Source organism: Acinetobacter sp. YH01019, assembly GCF_013420285.1.
Classification (GTDB): domain Bacteria; phylum Pseudomonadota; class Gammaproteobacteria; order Pseudomonadales; family Moraxellaceae; genus Acinetobacter; species Acinetobacter gandensis.
Window position 1 is genome coordinate 76,035 of the sequence record NZ_VOYM01000001.1, and the last position, 23,666, is coordinate 99,700.

The window sequence follows — 23,666 nt, forward strand, 5'->3', positions numbered from 1 at the left end:
ACTTGCACAGATTTTTGTTTTTGCTAAACTGCACACCGTTCCGATACGAAACGTACGAAACACTAAGAAACGCCGGCATAGCTCAGTTGGTAGAGCAACTGACTTGTAATCAGTAGGTCCACAGTTCGAATCCGTGTGCCGGCACCATCTTAGAAGTTTGAGAGTGAGTAGAAAGAACAACACTGAAGTAAGTGTAAAATGGTGAGGTTCCCGAGCGGTCAAAGGGGGCGGACTGTAACTCCGCTACGAAAGTTTCGAAGGTTCGAATCCTTCCCTCACCACCAATTTTAAGACTTCAATAAGTGGTTTGTACCAACATCGTGCGGGAGTAGCTCAGTTGGTAGAGCGGCAGCCTTCCAAGCTGCATGTCGCGAGTTCGACCCTCGTCTCCCGCTCCATATATATTGAAGTACTTATATTTGCTCTTATAGCTCAGTGGTAGAGCACTCCCTTGGTAAGGGAGAGGTCTCGAGTTCAAATCTCGATAAGAGCTCCAGATTACAGTTTAGCAACATTGTTGCACAAGATTCCAAAAAGCAGGCTATTTAGTCTGCTTTTCAAGTATTGGGTGTTTATTTTTTAGGCGATATGTCGGAGCTGGGTGTTACTCAGAATTGTTTTCGACGTAAACGAGGAAGAAGAGCATGGCTAAGGCTAAGTTTGAACGTAATAAGCCACACGTTAACGTGGGTACAATTGGTCACGTCGACCATGGTAAAACAACTTTAACAGCTGCAATTGCAACTGTATGTGCAAAAACTTTTGGTGGCGAAGCGAAAGACTACGCTGCAATTGACTCTGCACCTGAAGAGAAAGCACGTGGTATTACAATTAATACTTCACACGTAGAATACGATTCAACTATTCGTCACTACGCTCACGTAGACTGCCCGGGCCACGCCGATTATGTTAAAAACATGATTACTGGTGCTGCTCAGATGGACGGCGCGATCCTTGTATGTGCTGCGACTGATGGTCCAATGCCACAAACTCGTGAACACATCCTTCTTTCTCGTCAGGTAGGTGTACCTTACATCGTTGTATTCTTAAACAAATGCGACCTTGTAGACGACGAAGAGCTTCTTGAATTAGTGGAAATGGAAGTTCGTGAACTTCTTTCTACTTATGACTTCCCTGGTGATGACACTCCAGTTATCCGTGGTTCTGCTCTTGCAGCTCTTAACGGTGACCAAGGTCAATACGGCGAACCAGCTGTTGTTGCTCTTGTTGAAGCGCTTGACTCTTACATTCCAGAGCCAGAACGTGCTATCGATCTTCCATTCCTTATGCCAATCGAAGACGTATTCTCAATCTCAGGTCGTGGTACAGTAGTAACTGGCCGTGTTGAGACTGGTATCGTTAAAGTAGGCGAAGAAGTTGAAATCGTTGGTATCAAAGATACAGTTAAAACAACTGTAACTGGCGTAGAAATGTTCCGTAAACTTCTTGACGAAGGTCGTGCGGGCGAGAACTGTGGTGTTCTTCTACGTGGTACTAAACGTGAAGACGTTCAACGTGGTCAAGTACTTGCTAAACCAGGTGCAATCAAACCGCATACTAAATTCGACGCTGAAGTATACGTACTTTCTAAAGAAGAAGGTGGTCGTCATACTCCATTCCTTAACGGTTACCGTCCACAGTTCTACTTCCGTACAACTGACGTAACTGGTGCGATTGCACTTAAAGAAGGTGTTGAAATGGTAATGCCTGGTGACAACGTTGAGATGTCAGTAGAGCTTATCCACCCGATCGCAATGGACCCAGGTCTACGCTTCGCAATCCGTGAAGGCGGTCGTACAGTTGGTGCTGGTGTAGTTGCTAAAGTTACTGCATAATACACATTGTTAAATACAGATCGAGAGTTACGACTCTCGATTTGCTCTGCAGGTCAGTAGTTCAATTGGTAGAGCGTCGGTCTCCAAAACCGAATGTTGGGGGTTCGAGTCCCTCCTGGCCTGCCAATTTTTTTAAAAAGAAGCTTGATGCTGGCTCAACTGGTCATATAATAAGTCGCGAATTCTACGACGAGTACAAAAATGTCGAATGATAAATCGCGTGACGCATTAAGCGACGCGCCAATTCCTCAAAGAAATAATTCTGCTGAAGTTGTTAATTCTGGTTCCCCTCTGGACGTTGTTCTGTGGGCTATCGCATTGATTTTACTCGGCGGTTCAATGATGGTGAATCAATATTTGCCAGCATACTGGGCACCAGCGAATGATGTCTGGGTTCGTGTTGGGGTGATTTTGGCTTGTATCATCGTGGCTTTAGGTTTATTATACGCCACCCATCAAGGCAAAGGCTTTGTTCGATTGTTGAAAGATGCTCGTATTGAGCTACGTCGAGTGAGCTGGCCAACAAAGCAAGAGACCGTGACCACATCTTGGCAGGTACTTGCTGTAGTCTTAGTGGCATCCATTTTATTATGGTGTTTTGACTACGCTTTGAGCTGGTTAATGAAGTTTATTATCGGGTAAGAGAGCTATGAAACGTTGGTACATTATTCATGCCTATTCAGGCTATGAAAAACAAGTGTTACGCTCACTTAATGATCGAATCCAGCGTAGCGCTGTAGCCGATAGCTTTGGTGAAGTCCTTGTCCCTACTGAAGAAGTGGTGGAAATGAAGGATGGTAAGAAACGTAAGTCAGAGCGTAAGTTCTTTCCAGGCTATGTGTTAGTCGAAATGGAAATGAACGATGAAACTTGGCACATTGTTAAAGAATGTCCAAAAGTTTTAGGTTTTATTGGTGGTACGGCTGAAAAACCGGCACCGATTACGCAAAAAGAAGCTGATGCGATTCTTGCTCGTGTACGTAATACTGGTGAAGCGCCTCGTCCTAAGACAATGTTTGAGCCAGGTGAAGAATTACTCGTTATTGATGGTCCATTCACCGACTTTAAAGGCGTGGTGGAAGAAGTTCAATACGAAAAATCTCGTCTTACTTTGACGATTAATGTATTTAATCGACCGACTCAAGTAGAACTCGAATTTCGACAAGTCGAAAAAGCGAACTAATTTTAGTTGGTTGATAAACGCCCGATTTTTTATAAGTCGGGCATTGTTGTTGTAACGGTTGTCGTTACTTGAAATCATTGGGGAGCCTTCATCGGCGCTTGTACCCAGAGGTAATTGAAAATGGCTAAGAAGATTGACGGCTATATCAAGCTGCAAGTTCCAGCTGGTAAAGCAAATCCATCTCCACCGATTGGTCCTGCACTAGGTCAACGTGGTGTAAACATCATGGCATTCTGTAAAGAATTCAATGCTGCTACGCAAAAAGTTGAAGCTGGTCTTCCAATTCCTGTAGTGATCACTGTGTACAACGACAAGTCGTTCACATTCATCATGAAAACTCCACCTGCTGCGATTCTTCTTAAGAAAGCTGCTGGTATCCAAAAGGGTTCAGCTGTACCTAACAAAACTAAAGTTGGTAAGTTGACTCGTGCTCAATTAGAAGAAATTGCGACTACTAAAGAACCAGATCTTACTGGTGCTGATTTAGACGCACGTGTACGTACCATCGCTGGTTCTGCGCGTTCTATGGGCTTGGAAGTGGAGCTATAAGACATGGCTAAATTAACTAAACGTCAAAAAGCCATTGCTGCTGCTGTTGAAGCAAACAAAGTTTACACTTTGGAAGAAGCAGTGCAAGTTCTTAACACTATCCCTGCTGTTAAATTCAAAGAATCTTTGGATGTTTCAGTAAACCTAGGTGTTGACCCTCGTAAATCTGACCAAGTTGTTCGTGGCGCGACTACACTTCCTGCAGGTACTGGTAAAACTGTACGTGTTGCTGTGTTTGCTCAAGGCGCGGCTGCTGAAGCTGCTAAAGCTGAAGGCGCAGACGTTGTTGGTTTTGATGATCTTGCTGAAAGCATCCAAGCGGGTAACCTTGACTTTGACGTAGTAATTGCTGCACCAGACGCTATGCGTGTTGTGGGTAAATTAGGTACGATTCTTGGTCCACGTGGCTTAATGCCAAACCCTAAAGTGGGTACAGTAACTCCTGATGTAGCTGGCGCTGTGAAAAACGCGAAAGCTGGTCAAGCACGTTACCGTGTAGACAAAGCGGGTATCATCCACGCTGCGATCGGTCAAGTAGGTTTCACTGCTGAAGCTGTTCGTCAAAACGTTGAAGCACTTGTTGCTGACCTTAAGAAAGCAAAACCTGCTACTTCTAAAGGTATCTACATTCAAAAGATCACTTTGAGCTCAACTATGGGTCCTGGTCTTACTATTGACGTAGCTAACGTTTCTAAATAAGTTTCGACTTATTACAGAATTTTAAAGCCCTGAGTAATATTTGAAGCACTGCTTCAAATATTACGCAAGAAGAAACCGGTTTCGGACTACTTGCAAACTTAGGCAAACTTTGAATTGATAAATTTTTCGTTTATCAGCGTCAAAGACCGCAGGTGAGGGGAGTTTTATGCTCTTTTCTTAATCGTCCAGCCTGCGTAGACGCGGTGGTGTGATTTGTTCATCCTCCGCGTGTAAGTTCAGTAATGAATTTACGAATTGGGAGTGCACTTGTTTGAGTGCATAAATCACCGTTAGGAGGTTTTACAATGGCTCTTCTTATCGAAGGCAAAAAACAGATCGTAGCTGAAGTAACTGAAGTTGCTTCTACTGCATTTGCTGCTGTTGTTGCTGACTATCAAGGTTTAACTGTAGAGCAATTAACTACTCTACGTGTTGAAGCTCGTAAACTGGGTGTTGCTACTCGCGTAGTTCGTAACACTTTGGCTAAACGCGCTCTTCAAGATACTCAATTCAATATCTTGAACGACAACCTTGTTGGCCCAACAATTTTAGCTTTCTCAACTTCTGAAGACGACATGGGCGCTGCTGCTCGTTTGTTCGAAGAATTTGCTAAAACTAATAAAGCATTTGAACTTAAAGCTGCTGCATTTGACGGTAAAGTTTATCAAGGTGCTGAAGTTAGCGTTATCGCGAACCTTCCAAACCAAGAGAAAGCTCTTACTATGCTTGCAAACGTACTTCAAGCTCCTATTTCGAAATTGGGTCGCCTTATTACTGCGCTCAAAGAGAAAAACGAGTCAGAAGCTGCATAAGCTCAAACTTAAACACACATCATTCAATACCCATTTGGAGTTAATCTCATGGCTTTAACAAACGAAGAAATCTTAAACGCAGTAGCTGAAAAAACTGTTCTTGAACTTGTTGAACTTATTTCTGCTTTCGAAGAAAAATTCAACGTATCTGCTGCTGCTGTAGCTGTTGCTGCTGCTCCTGGCGCTGCTGCTGCTGCTGAAGAACAATCAGAATTCAACGTTGAGTTGACTTCTTTCGGTGCTAACAAAGTTGCTGTAATTAAAGCAGTTCGTGAAGCTACTGGTCTTGGTCTTAAAGAAGCTAAAGATCTTGTTGAAAGCGCTCCTTCAGTTCTTAAAGAAGGCGTTTCTAAAGAAGAAGGCGAAGAGCTTAAGAAAAAACTTGAAGAAGCTGGTGCTACAGTTACACTTAAGTAATCTTAAGGGGAGTCGATTTTTTTATAATCGACTCCACAAATTGGCTGGTGCCCCTTGGGTCATCAGCCTTTTTGCGTTACAATAATCGGCTCGATTTTTGTTTGCATGATATAAAAATCATACAAATTAGAAATAATTTATAAAAACAAACGCTTACCAATATTTTTCAGTAAAAAATATTGTTAAGCGTTTTAATACCACTAAAAATTGCAGCATTTGTGAAAGTGGTGGCCATATCGGCCTGCGTAATTCCTTCTAAGTCCGTTCTGCAGGCGGCCTTAGTTTACTTTCCGAGGACTCCAGATGGCATACTCATATACCGAAAAGAAACGGATCCGTAAGAATTTTGGTAAATTGCCCAAGGTAATGGATGTTCCGTACTTGCTCGCGATTCAAGTGGACTCGTACAGAACCTTCCTTCAAGACGGCAAAACTCCAAAAAACCGCGAAGATATCGGTCTCCAAGCCGCATTTCGTTCAGTTTTTCCTATTGAAAGTTATTCTGGCAATGCTGCTTTAGAATTTGTTGAGTATAGTCTTGGTAAGCCTGAGTTTGATGTACGCGAATGTATCCTTCGTGGCTCAACTTATGCTGCACCAATGCGTGTAAAAATTCGTCTGATCATTAAAGATCGCGAAACGAAGACAATTAAAGACGTGCGTGAGCAAGAAGTCTACATGGGTGAAATGCCACTCATGACAGACAACGGTACTTTTGTTGTTAACGGTACTGAGCGTGTAATCGTATCTCAATTACACCGTTCACCAGGTGTGTTCTTTGACCACGATAAAGGCAAAACACACTCTAGCGGTAAAGTTCTTTATTCTGCTCGTATCATTCCTTACCGTGGTTCATGGTTAGACTTCGAATTTGATGCGAAAGATCTTGTATACGTTCGTATTGACCGTCGTCGTAAATTATTAGCGACTGTAGTGCTTCGTGCGTTGGGTTATAACAACGAACAAATCTTAGACATGTTCTATGAAAAAGTTCCTGTTTACCTGGACATGGGTAGCTATCAAATTGATCTTGTGCCTGAACGCCTGCGTGGTGAAATGGCTCAATTTGATATCGTTGGTACAGATGGCAAAACAATTGTTGAACAAGGCAAACGTATTAATGCGCGTCATGTTCGTCAAATGGAAGCAGCTGGTCTGGAAAAACTTTTAGTACCTGACGAATATTTGTATGAACGTATTATTGCTGAAGACGTTGCATTACGTGACGGCGAAGTAATTGCTGCAAATACAGTACTAAGCCATGAAATTATGGTGAAATTGGCTGAAGGTGGCGTTAAACAATTTAACGTACTTTATACCAATGACATCGACCGTGGTCCGTTCATTGCTGACTCATTACGTGCTGATACAACTACTGGTCGCGAAGAAGCGCTAGTTGAAATCTATAAAGTAATGCGCCCTGGTGAGCCACCAACAAAAGAAGCTGCTGAAAACTTATTCAACAACTTGTTCTTCTCTTCTGAACGTTATGACTTATCACCAGTAGGTCGTATGAAGTTTAACCGTCGTTTGGGTCGTCCTTACGAAGTAGGTACAGATCAGAAGTCTCGTGAAGTTGAAGGCATTCTTTCTAACGAAGACATCACTGATGTATTAAAAACATTGGTTGAAATCCGTAACGGTAAAGGTGAAGTCGACGATATCGACCACTTAGGTAACCGTCGTGTTCGTTCTGTTGGTGAAATGACAGAAAACCAATTCCGTGTAGGTCTTGTTCGTGTAGAACGCGCTGTTAAAGAACGTCTATCACAAGCTGAAACTGATAACTTGTCTCCGCAAGATTTAATCAATGCGAAGCCAGTAGCTGCTGCAATCAAAGAATTCTTTGGTTCAAGCCAGTTATCTCAGTTCATGGACCAAAACAACCCGTTGTCTGAAATCACACACAAACGTCGTGTATCGGCGCTTGGTCCAGGTGGTTTAACACGTGAACGTGCGGGCTTCGAAGTACGTGACGTACATCAAACTCACTACGGTCGTGTTTGTCCAATTGAGACTCCTGAAGGTCCAAACATTGGTTTGATCAACTCATTGTCTGTTTATGCGAAATGTAACAACTTCGGCTTCTTAGAAACGCCGTATCGTAAAGTTGTTGAAGGTCGTGTAACTGATGATGTTGAATATCTTTCTGCGATTGAAGAAGTAGGTACTGTGATTGCACAGGCCGATTCTGGTGTAGATAAAGACGGTCATTTGACTGAAGAGTTCGTATCTGTACGTCACCAAGGTGACTTCGTACGTATGCCTCCTGAAAAAGTAACGCATATGGATGTATCTGCTCAGCAGGTTGTATCTGTAGCGGCGTCACTGATTCCGTTCCTTGAACACGATGACGCGAACCGTGCATTGATGGGTTCAAACATGCAACGTCAGGCTGTGCCTACTTTACGTGCTGATAAACCGCTCGTTGGTACAGGTATGGAAGCAAACGTAGCGCATGACTCTGGTGTGTGTGTACTTGCGAAACGTGGTGGTCGTATTGAGTTTGTTGATGCATCTCGTGTGGTTATTCGTGTAAACGAAGAAGAGATGATCGCAGGTGAAGCAGGTGTAGATATCTACAACCTGATCAAATACACACGTTCGAACCAAAATACATGTATTAACCAAAACGTTGTTGTACGTTTAGGCGACAAAGTTGCACGTGGTGACGTTCTTGCTGATGGTCCATCGACAGATGGCGGTGAATTGGCATTAGGTCAAAACATGCGTGTAGCATTCATGACTTGGAACGGTTACAACTACGAAGACTCGATCTTATTATCTGAGCGTGTTCTTCAAGAAGACCGTTTAACGTCAATCCACATCCAAGAATTATCATGTGTAGCACGTGATACTAAATTGGGTGCTGAAGAAATTACTGCCGATATTCCAAACGTGGGTGAAGCAGCACTTTCTAAACTTGACGAATCAGGTATCGTTTACATTGGTGCTGAAGTTACTGCGGGCGACATCCTTGTAGGTAAAGTAACGCCTAAAGGTGAAACGCAATTAACACCTGAAGAAAAATTGCTTCGTGCAATCTTCGGTGAAAAAGCTGCTGACGTAAAAGACTCATCTTTACGTGTTTCTTCAAGCGTTAAAGGTACAGTTATTGACGTACAAGTGTTTACACGTGACGGTCTAGAAAAAGACGAACGTGCTCAAGCAATTGAGAAAGCACAGCTTGATGCGTACCGTAAAGACTTGAAAGAAGAATACAAAATCTTCGAAGAAGCAGCACGTGAACGTATCGTTCGCTTGTTGAAAGGCCAAGAATCGAATGGCGGCGGCACGACTAAACGTGGCGATAAACTGTCTGAAGATTTATTGTCTAGCTTAGAGCTTGTTGAACTTCTTGAAATTCAACCAGTAGATGAAGCAGTTGCTGAACGTCTAACTCAAATCCAAGTTTTCTTAAAAGAGAAGAGCATTGAGATTGACGAGAAATTTGCAGAGAAAAAACGCAAACTTTCTACAGGTGATGAGCTTACAACTGGCGTGTTGAAAGTTGTTAAAGTTTACCTTGCTGTAAAACGTCGCATCCAACCGGGTGATAAGATGGCAGGTCGTCATGGTAACAAGGGTGTTGTATCTAACATCTTACCAGTAGAAGACATGCCGCATGATGCAAACGGTGTACCTGTTGATATCGTGTTGAACCCACTGGGTGTACCATCACGTATGAACGTGGGTCAGATTCTTGAAACTCACTTGGGTATGGCTGCAAAAGGTCTTGGCGATCAAATCGACAAGATGATGAAAGAGCAACGTACGATTCTTGAGCTTCGTGCATTCTTAGACAAGATTTACAACAAAGTTGGTGGCGAGCAAGAAGATCTTGATAGCTTAACTGATGAAGAAATCTTGGTACTTTCAGGCAATCTACGTAAAGGTGTTCCTTTAGCGACGCCTGTATTTGATGGTGCTGAAGAATCACAAATTAAAGAGTTGCTTGAACTTGCGAACATTTCACGTACTGGTCAAACAGTATTGTATGATGGACGTACAGGTGAACGTTTTGACCGTCCAGTAACTGTAGGTTACATGTACATGTTGAAACTGAACCACTTGGTTGACGACAAGATGCATGCGCGTTCTACTGGTTCTTACTCTCTAGTTACACAACAACCATTGGGCGGTAAAGCTCAATTCGGTGGTCAGCGTTTCGGTGAGATGGAAGTATGGGCACTTGAAGCTTACGGTGCTGCATATACACTTCAAGAAATGTTAACTGTGAAATCGGATGACGTTGAAGGTCGTACTCGTATCTACAAGAACATTGTAGATGGTAACCATTATATGGATCCGGGTATGCCTGAATCGTTCAACGTATTGACCAAAGAGATCCGTTCTTTAGGTATCAACATTGAACTGAAAAATGGTGACTAAGTAACCATTCAATCCCCCCAACCCCCTTTATAAGGGGGGGATTTACTCCTCTTATTTTAAGGGGAGTTTCCCGCTTAAATCAGGCGGGATTGAGGGGGATTACTCAGTTAAAAAACAATATTTGTGACCCAGTTGTGAAGTGAAAATCTCCACAACACACGGAGAAAAAAATTGAAAGACTTGCTCGATATCATGCGCAAAAAGACGGATTCAGACGGTCATGCTCCTGTAGAGTTTGATCGCATCCGTATTGGTCTTGCGTCACCAGAAATGATTAAGTCATGGTCTCACGGTGAAGTGAAGAAGCCAGAAACCATCAACTACCGTACGTTCAAACCAGAACGTGATGGTTTATTCTGTGCCAAAATCTTTGGTCCAGTAAAAGATTACGAATGCTTGTGTGGTAAATACAAGCGTATGAAATACAAAGGCGTCATTTGTGAAAAATGTGGCGTTGAAGTAACAACTGCAAAAGTACGTCGTGAGCGTATGGGTCATATTGACCTTGCTTCTCCAGTTGCACATATTTGGTTCTTAAAGTCACTTCCTAGCCGTATCGGTCTATTATTAGACATGACGCTACGTGATATCGAACGCGTATTGTATTTCGAATCTTATGTTGTCACTGATCCTGGTATGACTCCGCTTGAGAAATACCAACTTCTAAACGATGAAGAATACTTCACAGCATTAGAAGAACACGGTGACGAATTCAGCGCGAAAATGGGTGCGGAAGCTGTTCAAGACTTGTTGAAAGACATCGATCTTGAAGCAGAAATTTCACGTCTTCGTGAAGAAATTCCAAATACAACTTCAGAAACGAAGCTGAAAAAAGCATCGAAACGTCTGAAATTGATGGAAGCGTTTAAAGATTCGAACAATAAGCCTGAATGGATGGTGTTGACTGTACTGCCAGTACTTCCACCAGATCTTCGTCCTTTAGTTCCTCTAGAAGGTGGTCGTTTCGCGACTTCTGACTTGAATGATCTTTACCGTCGTGTAATTAACCGTAATAACCGTTTGAAACGTCTACTTGACCTTGCGGCTCCAGATATCATCGTACGTAACGAAAAACGTATGTTGCAAGAATCTGTGGATGCATTGCTGGATAACGGTCGTCGTGGTCGTGCAATTACTGGTTCGAACAAACGTCCTCTTAAATCTTTGGCAGACATGATCAAAGGTAAACAAGGTCGTTTCCGTCAAAACTTACTTGGTAAGCGTGTTGACTATTCAGGTCGTTCGGTAATTACTGTAGGCCCTACTTTACGTTTACACCAATGTGGTCTTCCGAAGAAAATGGCACTTGAATTATTCAAGCCATTCATTTTTGCGAAACTACAAGCATCTGGCCAAGCAACAACCATTAAAGCTGCGAAGAAAATGGTTGAGCGCGAAACACCAGAAGTTTGGGACGTTCTTGCTCACGTAATCCGTCAACATCCAGTGATGTTGAACCGTGCGCCAACACTTCACCGTTTGGGTCTTCAAGCATTTGAACCGACTCTAATTGAAGGTAAAGCGATTCGTCTTCACCCGTTAGTTTGTGCGGCATTTAACGCCGACTTCGACGGTGACCAAATGGCGGTACACGTACCATTAACACTTGAAGCTCAGTTAGAAGCTCGTGCGTTAATGATGTCAACTAACAACATCTTGTCTCCTGCGAACGGTGAGCCAATCATCGTACCTTCTCAGGACGTTGTCTTAGGTCTTTATTACATCACACGTGATGCAATTAATGCCAAAGGTGAAGGCATGGTGTTCGCGGATACTGACGAAGTAAACCGTGCACTTGCAACAGGTCAAGTTGATTTACACGCTCGTGTTAAAGCGCGTGTACACCAAACTGTAATCGACGAAAATGGTAACCGTGAACAACAAACGATTGTTGTTGATACAACACCAGGTCGTTGTTTACTTTGGGAAGTTGTGCCTGAAGGCATGGATTTCCAACAAATTAACGTTGAGATGACTAAAAAGAACATCTCTAAATTGATCAACTCTTGCTACCGTAAATTGGGTCTAAAAGATACTGTTATCTTTGCTGACCAATTGATGTACTTGGGCTTCCGTCAAGCGACTCACTCAGGTGTGTCTGTTGGTATGGAAGACATGTTGATTCCGCCACAAAAACAAGCAATTATCGAAAAAGCTGAAGTTGAAGTTCGTGAAATCGAACAACAATTTGAGCAAGGTTTCGTAACTGCCGGCGAACGTTATAACAAAGTTGTCGATATTTGGGCGCGTACAAACGACCAAGTAGCGAAAGCAATGATGGACAACTTGTCATTCACAACTGTTAAAAATAAACAGGGTGAAGACGAGAAACAAAAATCATTCAACTCGATTTATATGATGTCTGACTCAGGTGCCCGTGGTTCGGCAGCTCAGATTCGTCAGTTAGCGGGTATGCGTGGTTTGATGGCTAAGCCAGATGGCTCGATCATTGAAACACCAATTAAAGCAAACTTCCGTGAAGGTTTGACAGTACTTCAGTACTTCATTTCAACACACGGTGCGCGTAAAGGTTTGGCCGATACAGCACTTAAAACTGCGAACTCTGGTTACTTGACTCGTCGTCTTGTAGACGTAGCACAAGACTTAGTAATTACTGAGCCAGATTGTGGTACTTACGACGGTCTAGTAATGACACCGTTCATTCAAGGTGGCGATGTAATCGAAAACCTTGGTACTCGTGTATTGGGTCGTGTAGTTGCTGAAGATGTGAAAAAAGCGGGTACAGAAGAAGTTCTTCTTGCACGTAACACATTGATCGATGAAAAACTTGCTGCATTTATTGAAAATGCAGGTGTCGATGAAATTAAAGTACGTTCAGTTGTAAACTGTGCGTCTACATTCGGCGTATGTGCGAAGTGTTATGGTCGTGACCTAGCACGTGGTCACCAAGTGAACCCAGGTGAATCTGTAGGTGTAATGGCTGCTCAATCAATTGGGGAGCCAGGTACTCAGTTAACGATGCGTACGTTCCACGTTGGTGGTGCTGCGAGCCGAACTTCTGCTGCAAACAGCGTACAAGTTCGAAACAAAGGTACAGTACGTTTCCACAACGTGAAAACAGTACAACACGCAAAAGGTCACTTGGTATCAACTTCACGTTCAGGTGAAATCGGTATTGCTGATGATTTAGGTCGTGAACGCGAACGTTACAAACTTCCATACGGTGCTTCAATCATCATTAAAGATGGCGAAGCTGTGGAAGCTGGCGGTATCGTAGCGACTTGGGATCCGCATACACATCCACTTGTTACAGAAGTTGCAGGTAAAGTACGTTTCAGCCAAATCGCTGATGGCGTAACTGTTACATCGAAAACTGATGATGCAACAGGTATGACGACTATTGAAGTACTTCCAGTAACTTCACGTCCAGCATCTGGTAAAGATATGCGTCCAGCTGTTGTATTGGATACAACGGATGGCGGCGAACAGTTCTACTTCTTGCCACAAAATACGATTCTGACTGTTCGCGACGGCGAAACAATTGGTGTCGGTGACGTTATTGGTCGTGTACCACAAGAATCTTCACGTACACGTGATATTACCGGTGGTCTACCGCGTGTAGCTGACTTGTTCGAAGCACGTAAACCGAAAGAGCATGCGATCCTTGCTGAAATTTCAGGTATCGTGAGCTTCGGTAAAGAAACCAAAGGTAAGAACCGTCTTGTGATTACTCCGGATGATGGCTCTGAGATTTACGAAGAGTTAATTCCGAAATGGCGTACCATTAACGTGTTCGAAGGCGAGCATGTGAACCGTGGTGAAACCATTTCTGATGGTCCGCAAAACCCACATGACATCTTACGTTTGAAAGGCGAAGTTGCACTGACAAACTACATCGTGAACGAAGTTCAGGACGTATACCGTCTGCAAGGTGTAAAAATCAACGATAAGCACATTGAAGTTATCGTACGTCAAATGTTGCGTAAAGTTGAAATCACTGACGGTGGTGATACAAGCTTCATCAAAGGCGAACAAGTGGAATACATCCGCGTTGTTCAAGAAAACCAAGCAGTGGCAGCTCAGAACAAGTTCCCAGCGAAGTTTGAACGTCAATTGATGGGTATTACCAAAGCGTCACTTTCTACTGACTCGTTCATTTCTGCTGCATCGTTCCAGGAAACAACTCGTGTGTTAACTGAAGCGGCTGTAACAGGTAAAGAAGATGAATTACGCGGTCTGAAAGAAAACGTAGTTGTAGGTCGTCTGATCCCAGCGGGTACAGGTTTGGCTTACCACTTAGAGCGTCGTCGTCAAGAATCTGAAGCTGCAGAGCTTGAACTTCACAATGATTTCTCTGATGTAGATCAAGCTTTAAGCCAAGCATTTAGCGATGAATTTAACGGTCTTTAATTAGCCTTTAAACCATTCAAAAAAGAGCCACCTTCGGGTGGCTTTTTTATGCTGATTATTTGAAAATTAAAGCTTTCCTAATATCGTTTAATTTCCTATAGTAAAAAAGTACATAACAAATTTATTGATATTTAAACTTAAACAATATGGGGTCTTTAAATGAAACTAACCTATAAATTTTTAGCTGTTTCTGCTTTGTTCACGTCTTTTGCAGCGATTGCTGCACCGATGCCCAATTCAATTGTTGTGCAGGATAAAGCGATTGTACCGGTACTAAAAACAGAGGTTATTCGCCGTGTTGCTGGGCAAGAGCCAGTGCGTCAAGTGACTGCTACCGTATTGGAAATGAGCAATAAAGGCCAAGACATTGTGGCACGTGAAATAGAGCTTTCAGATCAACAAGGCGAATTTTCCGAAAAGCAATTGTCGATTCCTGTAGTCAAACGTGGTGGTGTCATTGTGCCAACCTCTAAAATTGAAACCAAAACGACAGTGAAACAAGAAGGGCAAGTGATTCGCCAAACGACCAATATTGATGCGGAAGGCATGGAGTTTAAAAAAGGCCAAGCGCCTATTAAACGTACGCTTCAATTGGAGCAAGCAACCCAGCCTGAAACCAAAGCTAAAATTTCACATGCGGTTTTGACTGAAAATGGTGAAACCACCAAAGATTTATTGATTGTGGATGACAATCCAGAAAGTACTGAATAGTTTCTAAGCTAGAATATCTGTAGGCATTTTACAAAATGCAGCATTTATGTCTAGAGACTTAACAAGCTCTTTGGAATTGTTTCATACAATGAAATTAGACTGAAACGAATTAAAGAAGACAAGGATCATCGCAATGAAAAAACTAATGAGCGTATTTGCAGTAGCGACTATGTCGACCATGATGCTTGCTGGTTGTGAGAGCATGAGCCCAAATGAACAGCGTATTGGTGCAGCAGCACTTGGTGGTGCTATTGGTGGTGGCGTTGGTAACAATGTTGGTGGTGGTACAGGCGCGGCGATTGGTGGTGGTGCAGGTGCTGCCGTGGGAAGTAAAACCCAAAACGGTTCAAACCGTAATGCAACCTATAGTGGCGTAGGTGGTGCGATTGGTTCAGCTGTCGGTAAAAGCATTTTTGGTGGTAATACCGGTGCTGCAATTGGTGGCGCAATCGGTGGCGGTGCAGGTGCTGCGATTGAACAAAACCGTTAATTCAACGTTATTATTTTAAAAAAAGGCGCTTATGGATTAAGCGCCTTTTTATTTGCGCGGCCGTGGCTGTTTACGACGGATATATAATGTTTTTTGCACTTCAGCAATACGCACGCCAGCCTCATCAAAAATATTTAAGGTGTAATTTCGTAGAACCGGAGCATGATTTTCCGCCAAGTTTTTTATGTGTGAGACTTCATTTGGATCAAGTTGAATATCGGCATAAACCATACCGCGACCAGGTGATAAAAACTGAATAGTTGCAGCTTTGTCCCAAACAATATAACGAGAACCTAAATGATGCATAAGCAAGAGCATATAAAATGGGTCGACCATCGAATATAGGCTGCCACCAAAATGGACACCAACGATATTTTGGTTTTTTCGTGTTAGTGGCATTTTGACGCGGATATGATGATTTGCTAGGTCAATTTTATCAATCGCAATCCCTGCACCTTTATATGGGGCATAATGATTCAATAAAAATTTAGAGACAATTGGCATTGTCATTATTTTCTGGATTATGCTCATAGCGGTCAATTTCTTTTTATATTGAGCTCATCATACTAAATGAGTTTTAAAAATGTGGCATTGATCACATTGCCCGCAATCCTAAATAAAACGTCAATGCGAAAGTCACAATAAAAGGACAACAAAAATGCAAGTACAAACTCAGTGGGTCAATACGACCGATCAACAGCGGCTTTTTGTAAAGTTATGGGGCAATGAGGCTAACCCTGCACTCGTCCTGGTTCATGGCTATCCGGACAATCAGGAAGTGTGGGAGCCTGTGATTCAGCATCTGATTCATGATTTTTATGTCATTAGCTATGATGTGCGTGGCGCAGGGCAATCTTCCGTGCCTCGAAACATTCGAGATTATCGTTTGGAGCAATTATCACTTGATTTGGATAGCGTCACTCACGCTGTATTAGGTGAACGTTGTTTTCATTTGGCTGCGCATGATTGGGGTTCTATCCAATCTTGGGAATCGGTGACTGAGCCAAAATTTCGCTCACGTATTTTGTCTTATTCAACTATTTCTGGTCCATGTTTGGATCATGCGGCTTTCTGGATGCGTGAACAGTTTAAACAGCATAAGACCAAGTTCTTTAAACAGATGACCAGGTCCTGGTATATCGCGGTATTCCAGTTGCCTTTTATAGCACCTACCGCATGGAATTTCTTTAATGCAGAACGTTGGGGCAAAATGATCAGTCAGCTGGAACAGCAGGAAAATCTGCCGCTAAACCAGAATATTGTCAAAGACGGAAAATATGGCGTTAATCTGTATCGGGCGAACTTTTTACCGCGTTTATCTCGACCTAGACAGCGTTTTGCAGTCTGTCCGGTACAGGCAATTGTGCTCAAGAAGGACCAGTTTGTTGGCCCAGATCTGATTGATGAAATGCCAAAATGGGTAAAAGATTTTTCCCGGGTAGAATTAAATGCCAATCACTGGGCGATTTTGAGCCAGCCGGAACAGGTGGCTCATCTAATCCATAATTTTATTCAGCAGAAATTAACAGCGACCACTTAATACGGAGATTGGGAACGTGACTCGGCAAGGGATAAGTGGAAGAATTTTTATCCGGATTTTCTGATAAAATAGCCGTTTTCTCTCATTCCCAATTCATTATGTTCGCAATTCTTGCTGCTATTGGAGTCATGTTTGGACTCTCATTGGCACGTGTACCTGTGGTTTTTGCCCTGGTCATTGGTGCTGTTACGGGTGGTTTGCTGGCAGGTCTTGGCCTCCAGGGAACTTTAGACGCATTTAACAATGGTCTGGGCGGTGGCGCTAAAATTGCCTTGGCTTATGGCATCTTGGGTGCCTTTGCTTTGGCCTTGGCACGTTCCGGTTTGCCTGACTTGCTGGCCTATAAAATGATCACTACCTTAAAAGGTGAGGCATCAGAAAAGGCACAGAGCAAGGTTAAATATCTGATCTTCTGTACAGTCGCATTGGCTGCCGTTTTCTCGCAAAACGTGATTCCAGTGCACATCGCCTTTATTCCGGTTCTGATTCCACCGTTATTGCTGGTATTTAACCATCTGAAGCTGGATCGCCGTTTGGTGGCCTGTCTGCTGACCTTTGGTCTGGTGGGAACATATATGCTGGTTCCAGTCGGTTTTGGTGCCATCTTCCTGAATGATATTCTGGGCCATAACATCAATACCTTTGGTAAACCTTATGGCTTTGAGATTACTTATGACCAGATTCCCGCTGCGATGGCAATTCCGGTCTCAGGTATGTTCGTGGGTTTGCTGGTAGCCATGTTTATCAGCTACCGTAAGCCACGTCTTTATAAAGATATCCATGTGGAACAGCAGCAAAGTATCTCTGCTGAACTGGGTGTAGAACAAAAATCAGCAAAACCACAAATTGCCAAACTGACCATCTGGATGGCAGCGATCGCGGTGATTGCAACTCTTGTGGTACAGCTCTATTCAGATTCGATGATTCTTGCCGGTCTGGTCGGTGTCGCAATCTTGAGTTGTGCCGGAATCTTTAAATGGAAAGAAGCAGATGATGTGATCATCACCGGTATGCGTATGATGGCTCTGGTTGGCTTTATCATGATTGCCGCGCAAGGTTTTGCTGCCGTGATTGAGGCAACAGGACAGGTTCCTGCGCTGGTTGAAGCGTCGGTTGACTGGATTGGTAATAGCCAGGCACTTGCAGCCTTTTTAATGTTGTTGATTGGTCTGCTGATTACTCTGGGTATCGGTTCATCATTCTCTACCATTCCGATTCTGGCGATTATTTATGTACCGCTCTGTATTCAATTTGGTTTTAGTCCTACAGCAACTATTGCGATCATCGGGACTGCGGCTGCTTTGGGTGATGCCGGCTCTCCAGCATCAGATTCAACTCTAGGCCCAACATCCGGTCTGAATATGGATGGTCAGCATGACCATATGAAGGATAGTGTGGTTCCAACCTTCATTCATTTTAATATTCCGCTTATCATTTTTGGCTGGATTGCAGCCATGGTTCTGTAAGTTCTTTTTAATCTGCTCTGATATAAATCGGAGCAGATTTGCCTAGATTTAAAATAAATTATAAGATGTATTTAAAATATATATTTAAATAAAAAATTAATATAAACCTGATTATTTTACTCTGAATATTATTATTTTAATCTGATTAATTTACTGGGTATTTAAAACCAACCAATATGGTTGATTTAAAATAAATGTATAATAATTACATATACTTAAATAATAAATAAAAATTAGTTTTAAAACCTCTATTGCATATTAATTTAAGCCATGTTTATTATTAATTAAGGTTTATTTTTCTTGATAATTATTCTTCCCATGGGGTATTCAAAATGTTAAAGCAAGTTGCTCTAATTGCATTAATGGGTCTTTCAGCATCTGCAATGGCAGGTGAGTGGCAAGTTAAAGTTGGTGCATCAGCATTAGCTCCGACTGAATCAGTTTCATTAGGTGATTTAAAAGTTGAAGCTGATAATGAATTAGCATTTACACCATCTGTTGAATATTTCTTTAATGACAATATTTCTACCGAATTACTTCTTGCTGCTCCAATCAAACATGATGTACTTGTGAATGGTGGAGAAGCTGTAAGTATTAAACACTTGCCACCAACATTGACTGCTAAATATCACTTTAAAAACTCAACTCGCTTTACGCCATATATTGGTGTAGGTGGCACAGCATTTATTGCTTGGGATGAGTCAGGTATTGCTAAAGATGTGAAAGAAGACTTTGGTTTTGCAGGTCAAGTAGGCTTCAACTACCAGCCAGCAGATGCAAAAAATTGGGGTATATTCTTTGATGCTCGTTATGCTCAGTTAAGCCCAGAGGTAACTCTAAATGCTGATACCGCTGCAGCATTAGGAGTTGAAAAATTTGATCTTGATATTGATCCAGTGATTTACACTTTGGGTTATAGCTACAAATTCTAATTTTTAGTTTGTGCTTAAAACCCTGCTTTAAAGCAGGGTTTTTTTGTAAAAAAAAACATGTAAACACAAAATATAATTGAGCTGATTGGGAATACTCAACTAAAGTAGATTTGTGAGATTGCAATGAATAATCAATAATTTTTAAACTTTAGAACTTAGGATGAATAAAATGAAACGGATGATTCAATGGGGAATACTACTGAGTTCTGCTTATCTTGTGTTTCCTGCACAGGCAGCAAGTTTTGATTGTGCTAAAGCAAAAACTATAACTGAACATGCGATTTGTGAACATCGTGTGATTAATGATGCGGATGTCAAAATGGCAACCACCTATAATATTATCCGTCATTTGGTGCCAATGGGGACGCGCGGTGCCATTCAAGATCAGCAGATCAAATGGATACAATTGCGCGATCAATGTCGAGACAACCTGAGTTGCTTAACGGATGTTTATAAAATGCGTCAACAAAAGCTCGATCTATATATGAATCGAGTGTATAAACAGGGGCCTTTTTAAATTCATTTGAATTTCAATATAAAAAAATCTTTCAACCCCATTGAAAAAAAATCAAGTCACTCCATTCATATAGGCAGTTAATAATTTTACTCAGTATGAACGGAGAGACTGATGAGCGAACAACAATCTCAAAAACATAGCTTCCAAGCGGAAGTGGCTCAGTTACTGCATTTAGTAACACATTCTTTATATTCAAACCCTGAAATTTTCCTTCGCGAGTTGGTATCAAATGCATCTGATGCCTGTGATAAATTACGTTTTGAAGGCATTAACCACCCTGAATATTATGAAAATGATCCAGATTTACATGTCCGCATTCATTTAAATAAAGAGCAGAAGACGATTACCATTTCTGATAATGGTATTGGTATGACACAACAAGAAGCGATTGATCATTTGGGAACGATTGCCAAGTCAGGCACTAAAGACTTTATGTCGAAGCTGACGGGTGATCAGAAATCAGATGCACAATTAATTGGCCAATTTGGTGTGGGTTTCTATTCGGGCTTTATTGTTGCTGAAAAGATTACGGTGGAATCACGTCGTGCTGGGGTTAGTGCCGCTGAAGGGGTACGTTGGGTTAGTAATGGTACAGGTGAGTTTGATGTAGAACCAATTGATAAGGCTTCACGTGGAACCGACATCATTTTGCATTTACGTGAAGATGCTTTGGATTATTTAGATCGTAACAAAGTAAAGCAGATCATTAATAAATATTCTGATCATATTAGTTTGCCAATTGAAATGCAGAAAGAAGTTTGGCAACAAGAGGAAGCTGCCGAAGGCGAAGAAGCAAAACCGGGTCAATATGTACTAACAGATGAATGGGAAGCGATTAACTCAGCAAGTGCATTATGGACGCGTAATAAAAATGAAATCAGTGAAGAACAATATACTGAATTCTATAAGAATCTAAGTCATGACTATGAAGCACCACTTGCATGGGCACATAACCGTGTAGAGGGAAGTACGGAATATACGCAATTACTGTATATTCCTGCACGCGCACCAAGCAATATTTTCACTCGTGAAGCTAAAGCAGGTATTAAGCTGTATGTGAAACGTGTATTTATTATGGATGATGCGGATAATTTAATTCCGAATTATTTACGTTTTGTGCAGGGTGTTGTGGATAGTGCAGATTTACCTTTAAACGTGAGTCGTGAGTTATTACAAGAAAGTCGTGACGTGAAAACGATTCGTGAAGGTAATGCACGCCGTATTTTAACGGTGCTAGATGGTTTAGCGAAATCTGAAGATGTTGCTGACCAAGAGAAGTTTGCAAAATTCTACGCCGAGTTTGGTTCAGTCTTGAAAGAAGGCTTAGGCGAAGACATGGCGAATCGTGAGCGTATTCTAAAATTATTACGCTTTGCGTCGTCGAATAATGATGAAGTGAAAACATCATTTGCAGACTATAAAGCCAATATGAAAGAAGGCCAAAAGGCGATCTACTATGTGACGGCTGATAGTTTAAATGCTGCGAAAAACTCACCACAACTTGAACTGTTTAAGAAAAAGGGCATTGACGTACTGCTCATGACCGAACGTGTTGATGAATGGGCAATGGAATTCGTTTTTGAATTTGATGGCACACCATTACAGAACGTATCGAAAGGTGCAGTTGATTTGGGTGATCTACAAGATGCTGAAGAGAAGAAAGCACTTGAGCAAGCTGCTGAGCAGTTTAAACCTGTTGTTGAAAAACTTTCGGATGCGTTAAAAGATAAGACCTCTGAAGTCCGTGTAACAACACGTTTGGTAGACTCTCCTGCGTGTTTGGTGGTGGCTGAAGGTGAGTTGTCACCGCAACTGGTTCGTATGCTGAAACAAGCAGGCCAAGCGGTACCTGAATCAAAACCTGTTTTAGAAATTAATCCATCACATCCATTGGTACAAAAATTAGAAGGTTCAGCGCAATTTGATGATTTGGCAAATGTGATCTTCGATCAAGCGTTGATTGCTGAAGGCGGCTTACCTGAAGATCCGGCACAGTATATTAAACGCATTAACAGCTTATTATTAAAATAAGCAAGTCAAAATGAGAAAGCCTCCTATAGGAGGCTTTCTTTTTATCGAGATTAAATTTTTCGATGAAAACGATAAATAAATACGTCCAAGTTTTAATTCTAAAAACAAATTAAAAAAATAAAAACAATCTATAATAGCGATTATTAAATATTGGGAATTTTTTTGATGAAAACTTTTGTATCTCTCGTTGTCGTATCAATGTTATCTGTCGTTATGATGCAATCGGCTTTGGCTGAGAGCAGTAAAAAAAATGATGCGTAATGATCGTGTACAAGTGACAAAACATGTCGCACATTATGACATCAATCCATTTGTGGATAGCCGTCGTGTCATTCGTAATGATCGTGTTCAGTACAATATGCCGAAAGTAGAAAAAGTGGCTGAAAAGAAACAGCGTATTATGCGTAATGATCGCGTGAGTGTAATTAAGGCGATTTAATGTGTTGCAGTTAAATGTGTATTCAAGCCCATCTCTAAGTGATGGGCTTTTTTATGGGGCAATTAAAACAAGGCTTCTAAACGAACTAGGGCACCGAGGTAGTGACTCTTGTCTTCACGATGGTCATTTAAATAATTGAGATCACCTTGTATATAGAACCATTCACGCAAAAATGGTTGGCGCCACGATATGTAAGGTCCCCAGCTATTTAGACGCAGTTGATCATTATTATAAAATCCACCTGTATACAGGCCGTAGTTGAAGCGATTGCCTTTAAAAAACTGGTGTTGGCGATAACTGAAATTGTCCCATTTTAAATCATCATCCTGAGTATCGGCATAGGTCAGATTGAACTGATTTGAAATGAAAGGTTCACCTGGGCGAGTATGGGTCAATTCAAGATTGGTACGTAGATAATTTTCACTATCAATACCATAACGATAAATTTGTTCGGCTAGAAAACTATAATCATTATCTAATTGCCATTTTTTAGCTGCTTTTAAGCGGACATATAAATCATCACCAGAACGTAAACCTAGATCAGCGTCAGTTTCGAAGGGTAGTCGATCTGAAATTTCTGACCAACGTAAAGCCAGTGAACTGTTATCTTCACGGGTTTGCTTATTGTCATAATTTTTATCACTACGCCCCGCAGGGTTTTCATTGGTAATTGCAGTATTATTTTCTAATTCATTATCAAGTGAGTCATCACCAAAGACCACACTCAATTTTTTTTCTAAAGTGGGAAGCTTAATTTTACCGCGAATACGTGGCTTAATTTCGTATTCATCGTGCTTATTCCAACTGTTGTCTAAAATCACCCTAAGGGTAGCATTGGCTGGTTTATCAGGCTCACTTTGACCAAACCAGTTATCCATACGAACGGCCGTTCGATCTGCCCAATTTCGGACTTTTTTCTGTTGTCGATCTGTCCAGCTATTATTTTCAGTTTGGTTTGTATTCGGTACGATTGCGTGATCAGATTGGCCTGGCAAGAACGTTGGTGAGGCATCAATCCAACGTGGAATTTGGTCGAGTAAATCGTAATTCTTCGGTGTATTTATGCTGTCTGTGTCAGCACTATCCTTAGATTCAGCATCCGTCACAGGTAGCGTCGCTGTGCTGATTGATTCATTTGCCCAAATACTTTGGTAAGTAAGACCCAGAGAAACTGTCAGTAAAAAAGTCCTAACAAAGTGCTGTTGTTTTTTGTGCATATGTTTTGGCTCTTATTAAGTGAATCTGCTTCTGTAGTTTTGTAAAATTTGTATAAAAAAAGCAA

General features: G+C 41.8%; 19 protein-coding genes and 5 tRNA genes. 22 read left to right on the plus strand and 2 right to left on the minus strand.

What is annotated here, in order from left to right:
- Positions 1-71: 71 nt before the first annotated feature.
- The 16 genes from FTT84_RS00405 (at position 72) to FTT84_RS00480 (ending at position 15,459) form a co-directional block, all read left to right on the plus strand.
- Positions 72-147 (plus strand) — tRNA-Thr (locus tag FTT84_RS00405).
- A 53-nt stretch (positions 148-200) separates the two neighbouring features.
- Positions 201-284: transfer RNA gene (locus tag FTT84_RS00410), tRNA-Tyr, on the plus strand.
- Positions 285-322: 38 nt separating this feature from the next.
- Positions 323-398, plus strand: a tRNA-Gly gene (locus tag FTT84_RS00415).
- 23 nt (positions 399-421) lie between these two features.
- Positions 422-496, plus strand: a tRNA-Thr gene (locus FTT84_RS00420).
- A 148-nt stretch (positions 497-644) separates the two neighbouring features.
- Positions 645-1,835, plus strand: a complete 1,191-nt coding sequence (gene tuf / locus FTT84_RS00425; RefSeq protein WP_067761367.1) for an elongation factor Tu — start codon at positions 645-647, stop codon at positions 1,833-1,835.
- Between the two features lie 50 nt (positions 1,836-1,885).
- Positions 1,886-1,961, plus strand: a tRNA-Trp gene (locus tag FTT84_RS00430).
- Between the two features lie 75 nt (positions 1,962-2,036).
- On the plus strand, positions 2,037-2,477 hold the full coding sequence (secE, locus tag FTT84_RS00435; RefSeq protein WP_180079558.1) for a preprotein translocase subunit SecE: 441 nt from the start codon (positions 2,037-2,039) through the stop codon (positions 2,475-2,477).
- 7 nt (positions 2,478-2,484) lie between these two features.
- Positions 2,485-3,018 carry a transcription termination/antitermination protein NusG gene (nusG, locus tag FTT84_RS00440; protein WP_067761361.1) on the plus strand — a complete coding sequence of 178 codons (534 nt, stop codon included), beginning with the start codon at positions 2,485-2,487 and terminating at the stop codon, positions 3,016-3,018.
- Positions 3,019-3,138: 120 nt separating this feature from the next.
- Entirely contained in the window at positions 3,139-3,567 is a 429-nt protein-coding gene (gene rplK / locus FTT84_RS00445; RefSeq protein ID WP_004868049.1) for a 50S ribosomal protein L11, read from the plus strand.
- 3 nt (positions 3,568-3,570) lie between these two features.
- Positions 3,571-4,266 (plus strand): 50S ribosomal protein L1, encoded by a 696-nt coding sequence (gene rplA, locus FTT84_RS00450; RefSeq protein WP_067761358.1) that lies wholly within the window; start codon positions 3,571-3,573, stop codon positions 4,264-4,266.
- A 305-nt stretch (positions 4,267-4,571) separates the two neighbouring features.
- Positions 4,572-5,078 (plus strand): 50S ribosomal protein L10, encoded by a 507-nt coding sequence (gene rplJ / locus FTT84_RS00455; protein ID WP_067761356.1) that lies wholly within the window; start codon positions 4,572-4,574, stop codon positions 5,076-5,078.
- Positions 5,079-5,126: 48 nt separating this feature from the next.
- Positions 5,127-5,495 (plus strand): 50S ribosomal protein L7/L12, encoded by a 369-nt coding sequence (gene rplL / locus FTT84_RS00460; RefSeq protein ID WP_067761353.1) that lies wholly within the window; start codon positions 5,127-5,129, stop codon positions 5,493-5,495.
- A gap of 303 nt (positions 5,496-5,798) precedes the next feature.
- Entirely contained in the window at positions 5,799-9,887 is a 4,089-nt protein-coding gene (rpoB, locus tag FTT84_RS00465; protein ID WP_067761350.1) for a DNA-directed RNA polymerase subunit beta, read from the plus strand.
- A gap of 171 nt (positions 9,888-10,058) precedes the next feature.
- On the plus strand, positions 10,059-14,258 hold the full coding sequence (rpoC, locus tag FTT84_RS00470; protein WP_067761347.1) for a DNA-directed RNA polymerase subunit beta': 4,200 nt from the start codon (positions 10,059-10,061) through the stop codon (positions 14,256-14,258).
- Between the two features lie 159 nt (positions 14,259-14,417).
- Positions 14,418-14,969 (plus strand): hypothetical protein, encoded by a 552-nt coding sequence (locus FTT84_RS00475; RefSeq protein ID WP_180079560.1) that lies wholly within the window; start codon positions 14,418-14,420, stop codon positions 14,967-14,969.
- A gap of 133 nt (positions 14,970-15,102) precedes the next feature.
- Complete coding sequence (locus tag FTT84_RS00480; RefSeq protein ID WP_180056243.1) at positions 15,103-15,459, plus strand: DNA transfer protein p32; 357 nt, start codon at positions 15,103-15,105, stop codon at positions 15,457-15,459.
- Between the two features lie 48 nt (positions 15,460-15,507).
- On the opposite strand, the gene FTT84_RS00485 is transcribed toward FTT84_RS00480, so the two are convergent.
- Complete coding sequence (locus FTT84_RS00485) at positions 15,508-15,990, minus strand: DUF4442 domain-containing protein (protein ID WP_180079562.1); 483 nt, start codon at positions 15,988-15,990, stop codon at positions 15,508-15,510.
- Between the two features lie 127 nt (positions 15,991-16,117).
- Here FTT84_RS00485 and FTT84_RS00490 point away from each other — a divergent pair, with 127 nt between their 5' ends.
- From FTT84_RS00490 to FTT84_RS00515, 6 genes are all read left to right on the plus strand, one after another.
- On the plus strand, positions 16,118-16,999 hold the full coding sequence (locus FTT84_RS00490) for an alpha/beta fold hydrolase (RefSeq protein WP_067761336.1): 882 nt from the start codon (positions 16,118-16,120) through the stop codon (positions 16,997-16,999).
- Between the two features lie 98 nt (positions 17,000-17,097).
- The gene (locus tag FTT84_RS00495; RefSeq protein WP_180079665.1) at positions 17,098-18,465 is read left to right on the plus strand and encodes a Na+/H+ antiporter family protein; all 1,368 of its coding nucleotides are present in this window, start codon (positions 17,098-17,100) and stop codon (positions 18,463-18,465) included.
- Positions 18,466-18,797: 332 nt separating this feature from the next.
- Positions 18,798-19,397: an OmpW family protein gene (locus FTT84_RS00500; protein WP_180056244.1), complete on the plus strand. Its 600-nt coding sequence runs from the start codon at positions 18,798-18,800 to the stop codon at positions 19,395-19,397.
- Between the two features lie 169 nt (positions 19,398-19,566).
- Positions 19,567-19,914: a lysozyme inhibitor LprI family protein gene (locus tag FTT84_RS00505; protein ID WP_180056245.1), complete on the plus strand. Its 348-nt coding sequence runs from the start codon at positions 19,567-19,569 to the stop codon at positions 19,912-19,914.
- A 111-nt stretch (positions 19,915-20,025) separates the two neighbouring features.
- Entirely contained in the window at positions 20,026-21,945 is a 1,920-nt protein-coding gene (htpG, locus tag FTT84_RS00510; protein WP_180056246.1) for a molecular chaperone HtpG, read from the plus strand.
- A 250-nt stretch (positions 21,946-22,195) separates the two neighbouring features.
- A complete protein-coding gene (locus FTT84_RS00515) occupies positions 22,196-22,384 on the plus strand; it encodes a hypothetical protein (RefSeq protein ID WP_067761329.1) in 189 nt (62 codons plus the stop codon).
- Positions 22,385-22,446: 62 nt separating this feature from the next.
- Here the strand turns inward: FTT84_RS00515 and FTT84_RS00520 are convergent, their stop codons facing one another.
- A complete protein-coding gene (locus tag FTT84_RS00520) occupies positions 22,447-23,601 on the minus strand; it encodes a hypothetical protein (protein ID WP_180056247.1) in 1,155 nt (384 codons plus the stop codon).
- Between the last annotated feature and the right edge of the window lie 65 nt (positions 23,602-23,666).

Excerpts from the sequence above, each read along its gene's own strand:
- tuf (WP_067761367.1), top strand. The coding sequence starts at position 645 with ATGGCTAAGGCTAAGTTTGAACGTAATAAGCCACACGTTAACGTGGGT.
- secE (WP_180079558.1), top strand. The coding sequence starts at position 2,037 with ATGTCGAATGATAAATCGCGTGACGCATTAAGCGACGCGCCAATTCCT.
- nusG (WP_067761361.1), top strand. The coding sequence starts at position 2,485 with ATGAAACGTTGGTACATTATTCATGCCTATTCAGGCTATGAAAAACAA.
- rplK (WP_004868049.1), top strand. The coding sequence starts at position 3,139 with ATGGCTAAGAAGATTGACGGCTATATCAAGCTGCAAGTTCCAGCTGGT.
- rplA (WP_067761358.1), top strand. The coding sequence starts at position 3,571 with ATGGCTAAATTAACTAAACGTCAAAAAGCCATTGCTGCTGCTGTTGAA.
- rplJ (WP_067761356.1), top strand. The coding sequence starts at position 4,572 with ATGGCTCTTCTTATCGAAGGCAAAAAACAGATCGTAGCTGAAGTAACT.
- rplL (WP_067761353.1), top strand. The coding sequence starts at position 5,127 with ATGGCTTTAACAAACGAAGAAATCTTAAACGCAGTAGCTGAAAAAACT.
- rpoB (WP_067761350.1), top strand. The coding sequence starts at position 5,799 with ATGGCATACTCATATACCGAAAAGAAACGGATCCGTAAGAATTTTGGT.
- FTT84_RS00475 (WP_180079560.1), top strand. The coding sequence starts at position 14,418 with ATGAAACTAACCTATAAATTTTTAGCTGTTTCTGCTTTGTTCACGTCT.
- FTT84_RS00480 (WP_180056243.1), top strand. The coding sequence starts at position 15,103 with ATGAAAAAACTAATGAGCGTATTTGCAGTAGCGACTATGTCGACCATG.
- FTT84_RS00485 (WP_180079562.1), bottom strand. The coding sequence starts at position 15,990 with ATGAGCATAATCCAGAAAATAATGACAATGCCAATTGTCTCTAAATTT.
- FTT84_RS00490 (WP_067761336.1), top strand. The coding sequence starts at position 16,118 with ATGCAAGTACAAACTCAGTGGGTCAATACGACCGATCAACAGCGGCTT.
- FTT84_RS00495 (WP_180079665.1), top strand. The coding sequence starts at position 17,098 with ATGTTCGCAATTCTTGCTGCTATTGGAGTCATGTTTGGACTCTCATTG.
- FTT84_RS00500 (WP_180056244.1), top strand. The coding sequence starts at position 18,798 with ATGTTAAAGCAAGTTGCTCTAATTGCATTAATGGGTCTTTCAGCATCT.
- FTT84_RS00505 (WP_180056245.1), top strand. The coding sequence starts at position 19,567 with ATGAAACGGATGATTCAATGGGGAATACTACTGAGTTCTGCTTATCTT.
- htpG (WP_180056246.1), top strand. The coding sequence starts at position 20,026 with ATGAGCGAACAACAATCTCAAAAACATAGCTTCCAAGCGGAAGTGGCT.
- FTT84_RS00515 (WP_067761329.1), top strand. The coding sequence starts at position 22,196 with ATGATGCGTAATGATCGTGTACAAGTGACAAAACATGTCGCACATTAT.
- FTT84_RS00520 (WP_180056247.1), bottom strand. The coding sequence starts at position 23,601 with ATGCACAAAAAACAACAGCACTTTGTTAGGACTTTTTTACTGACAGTT.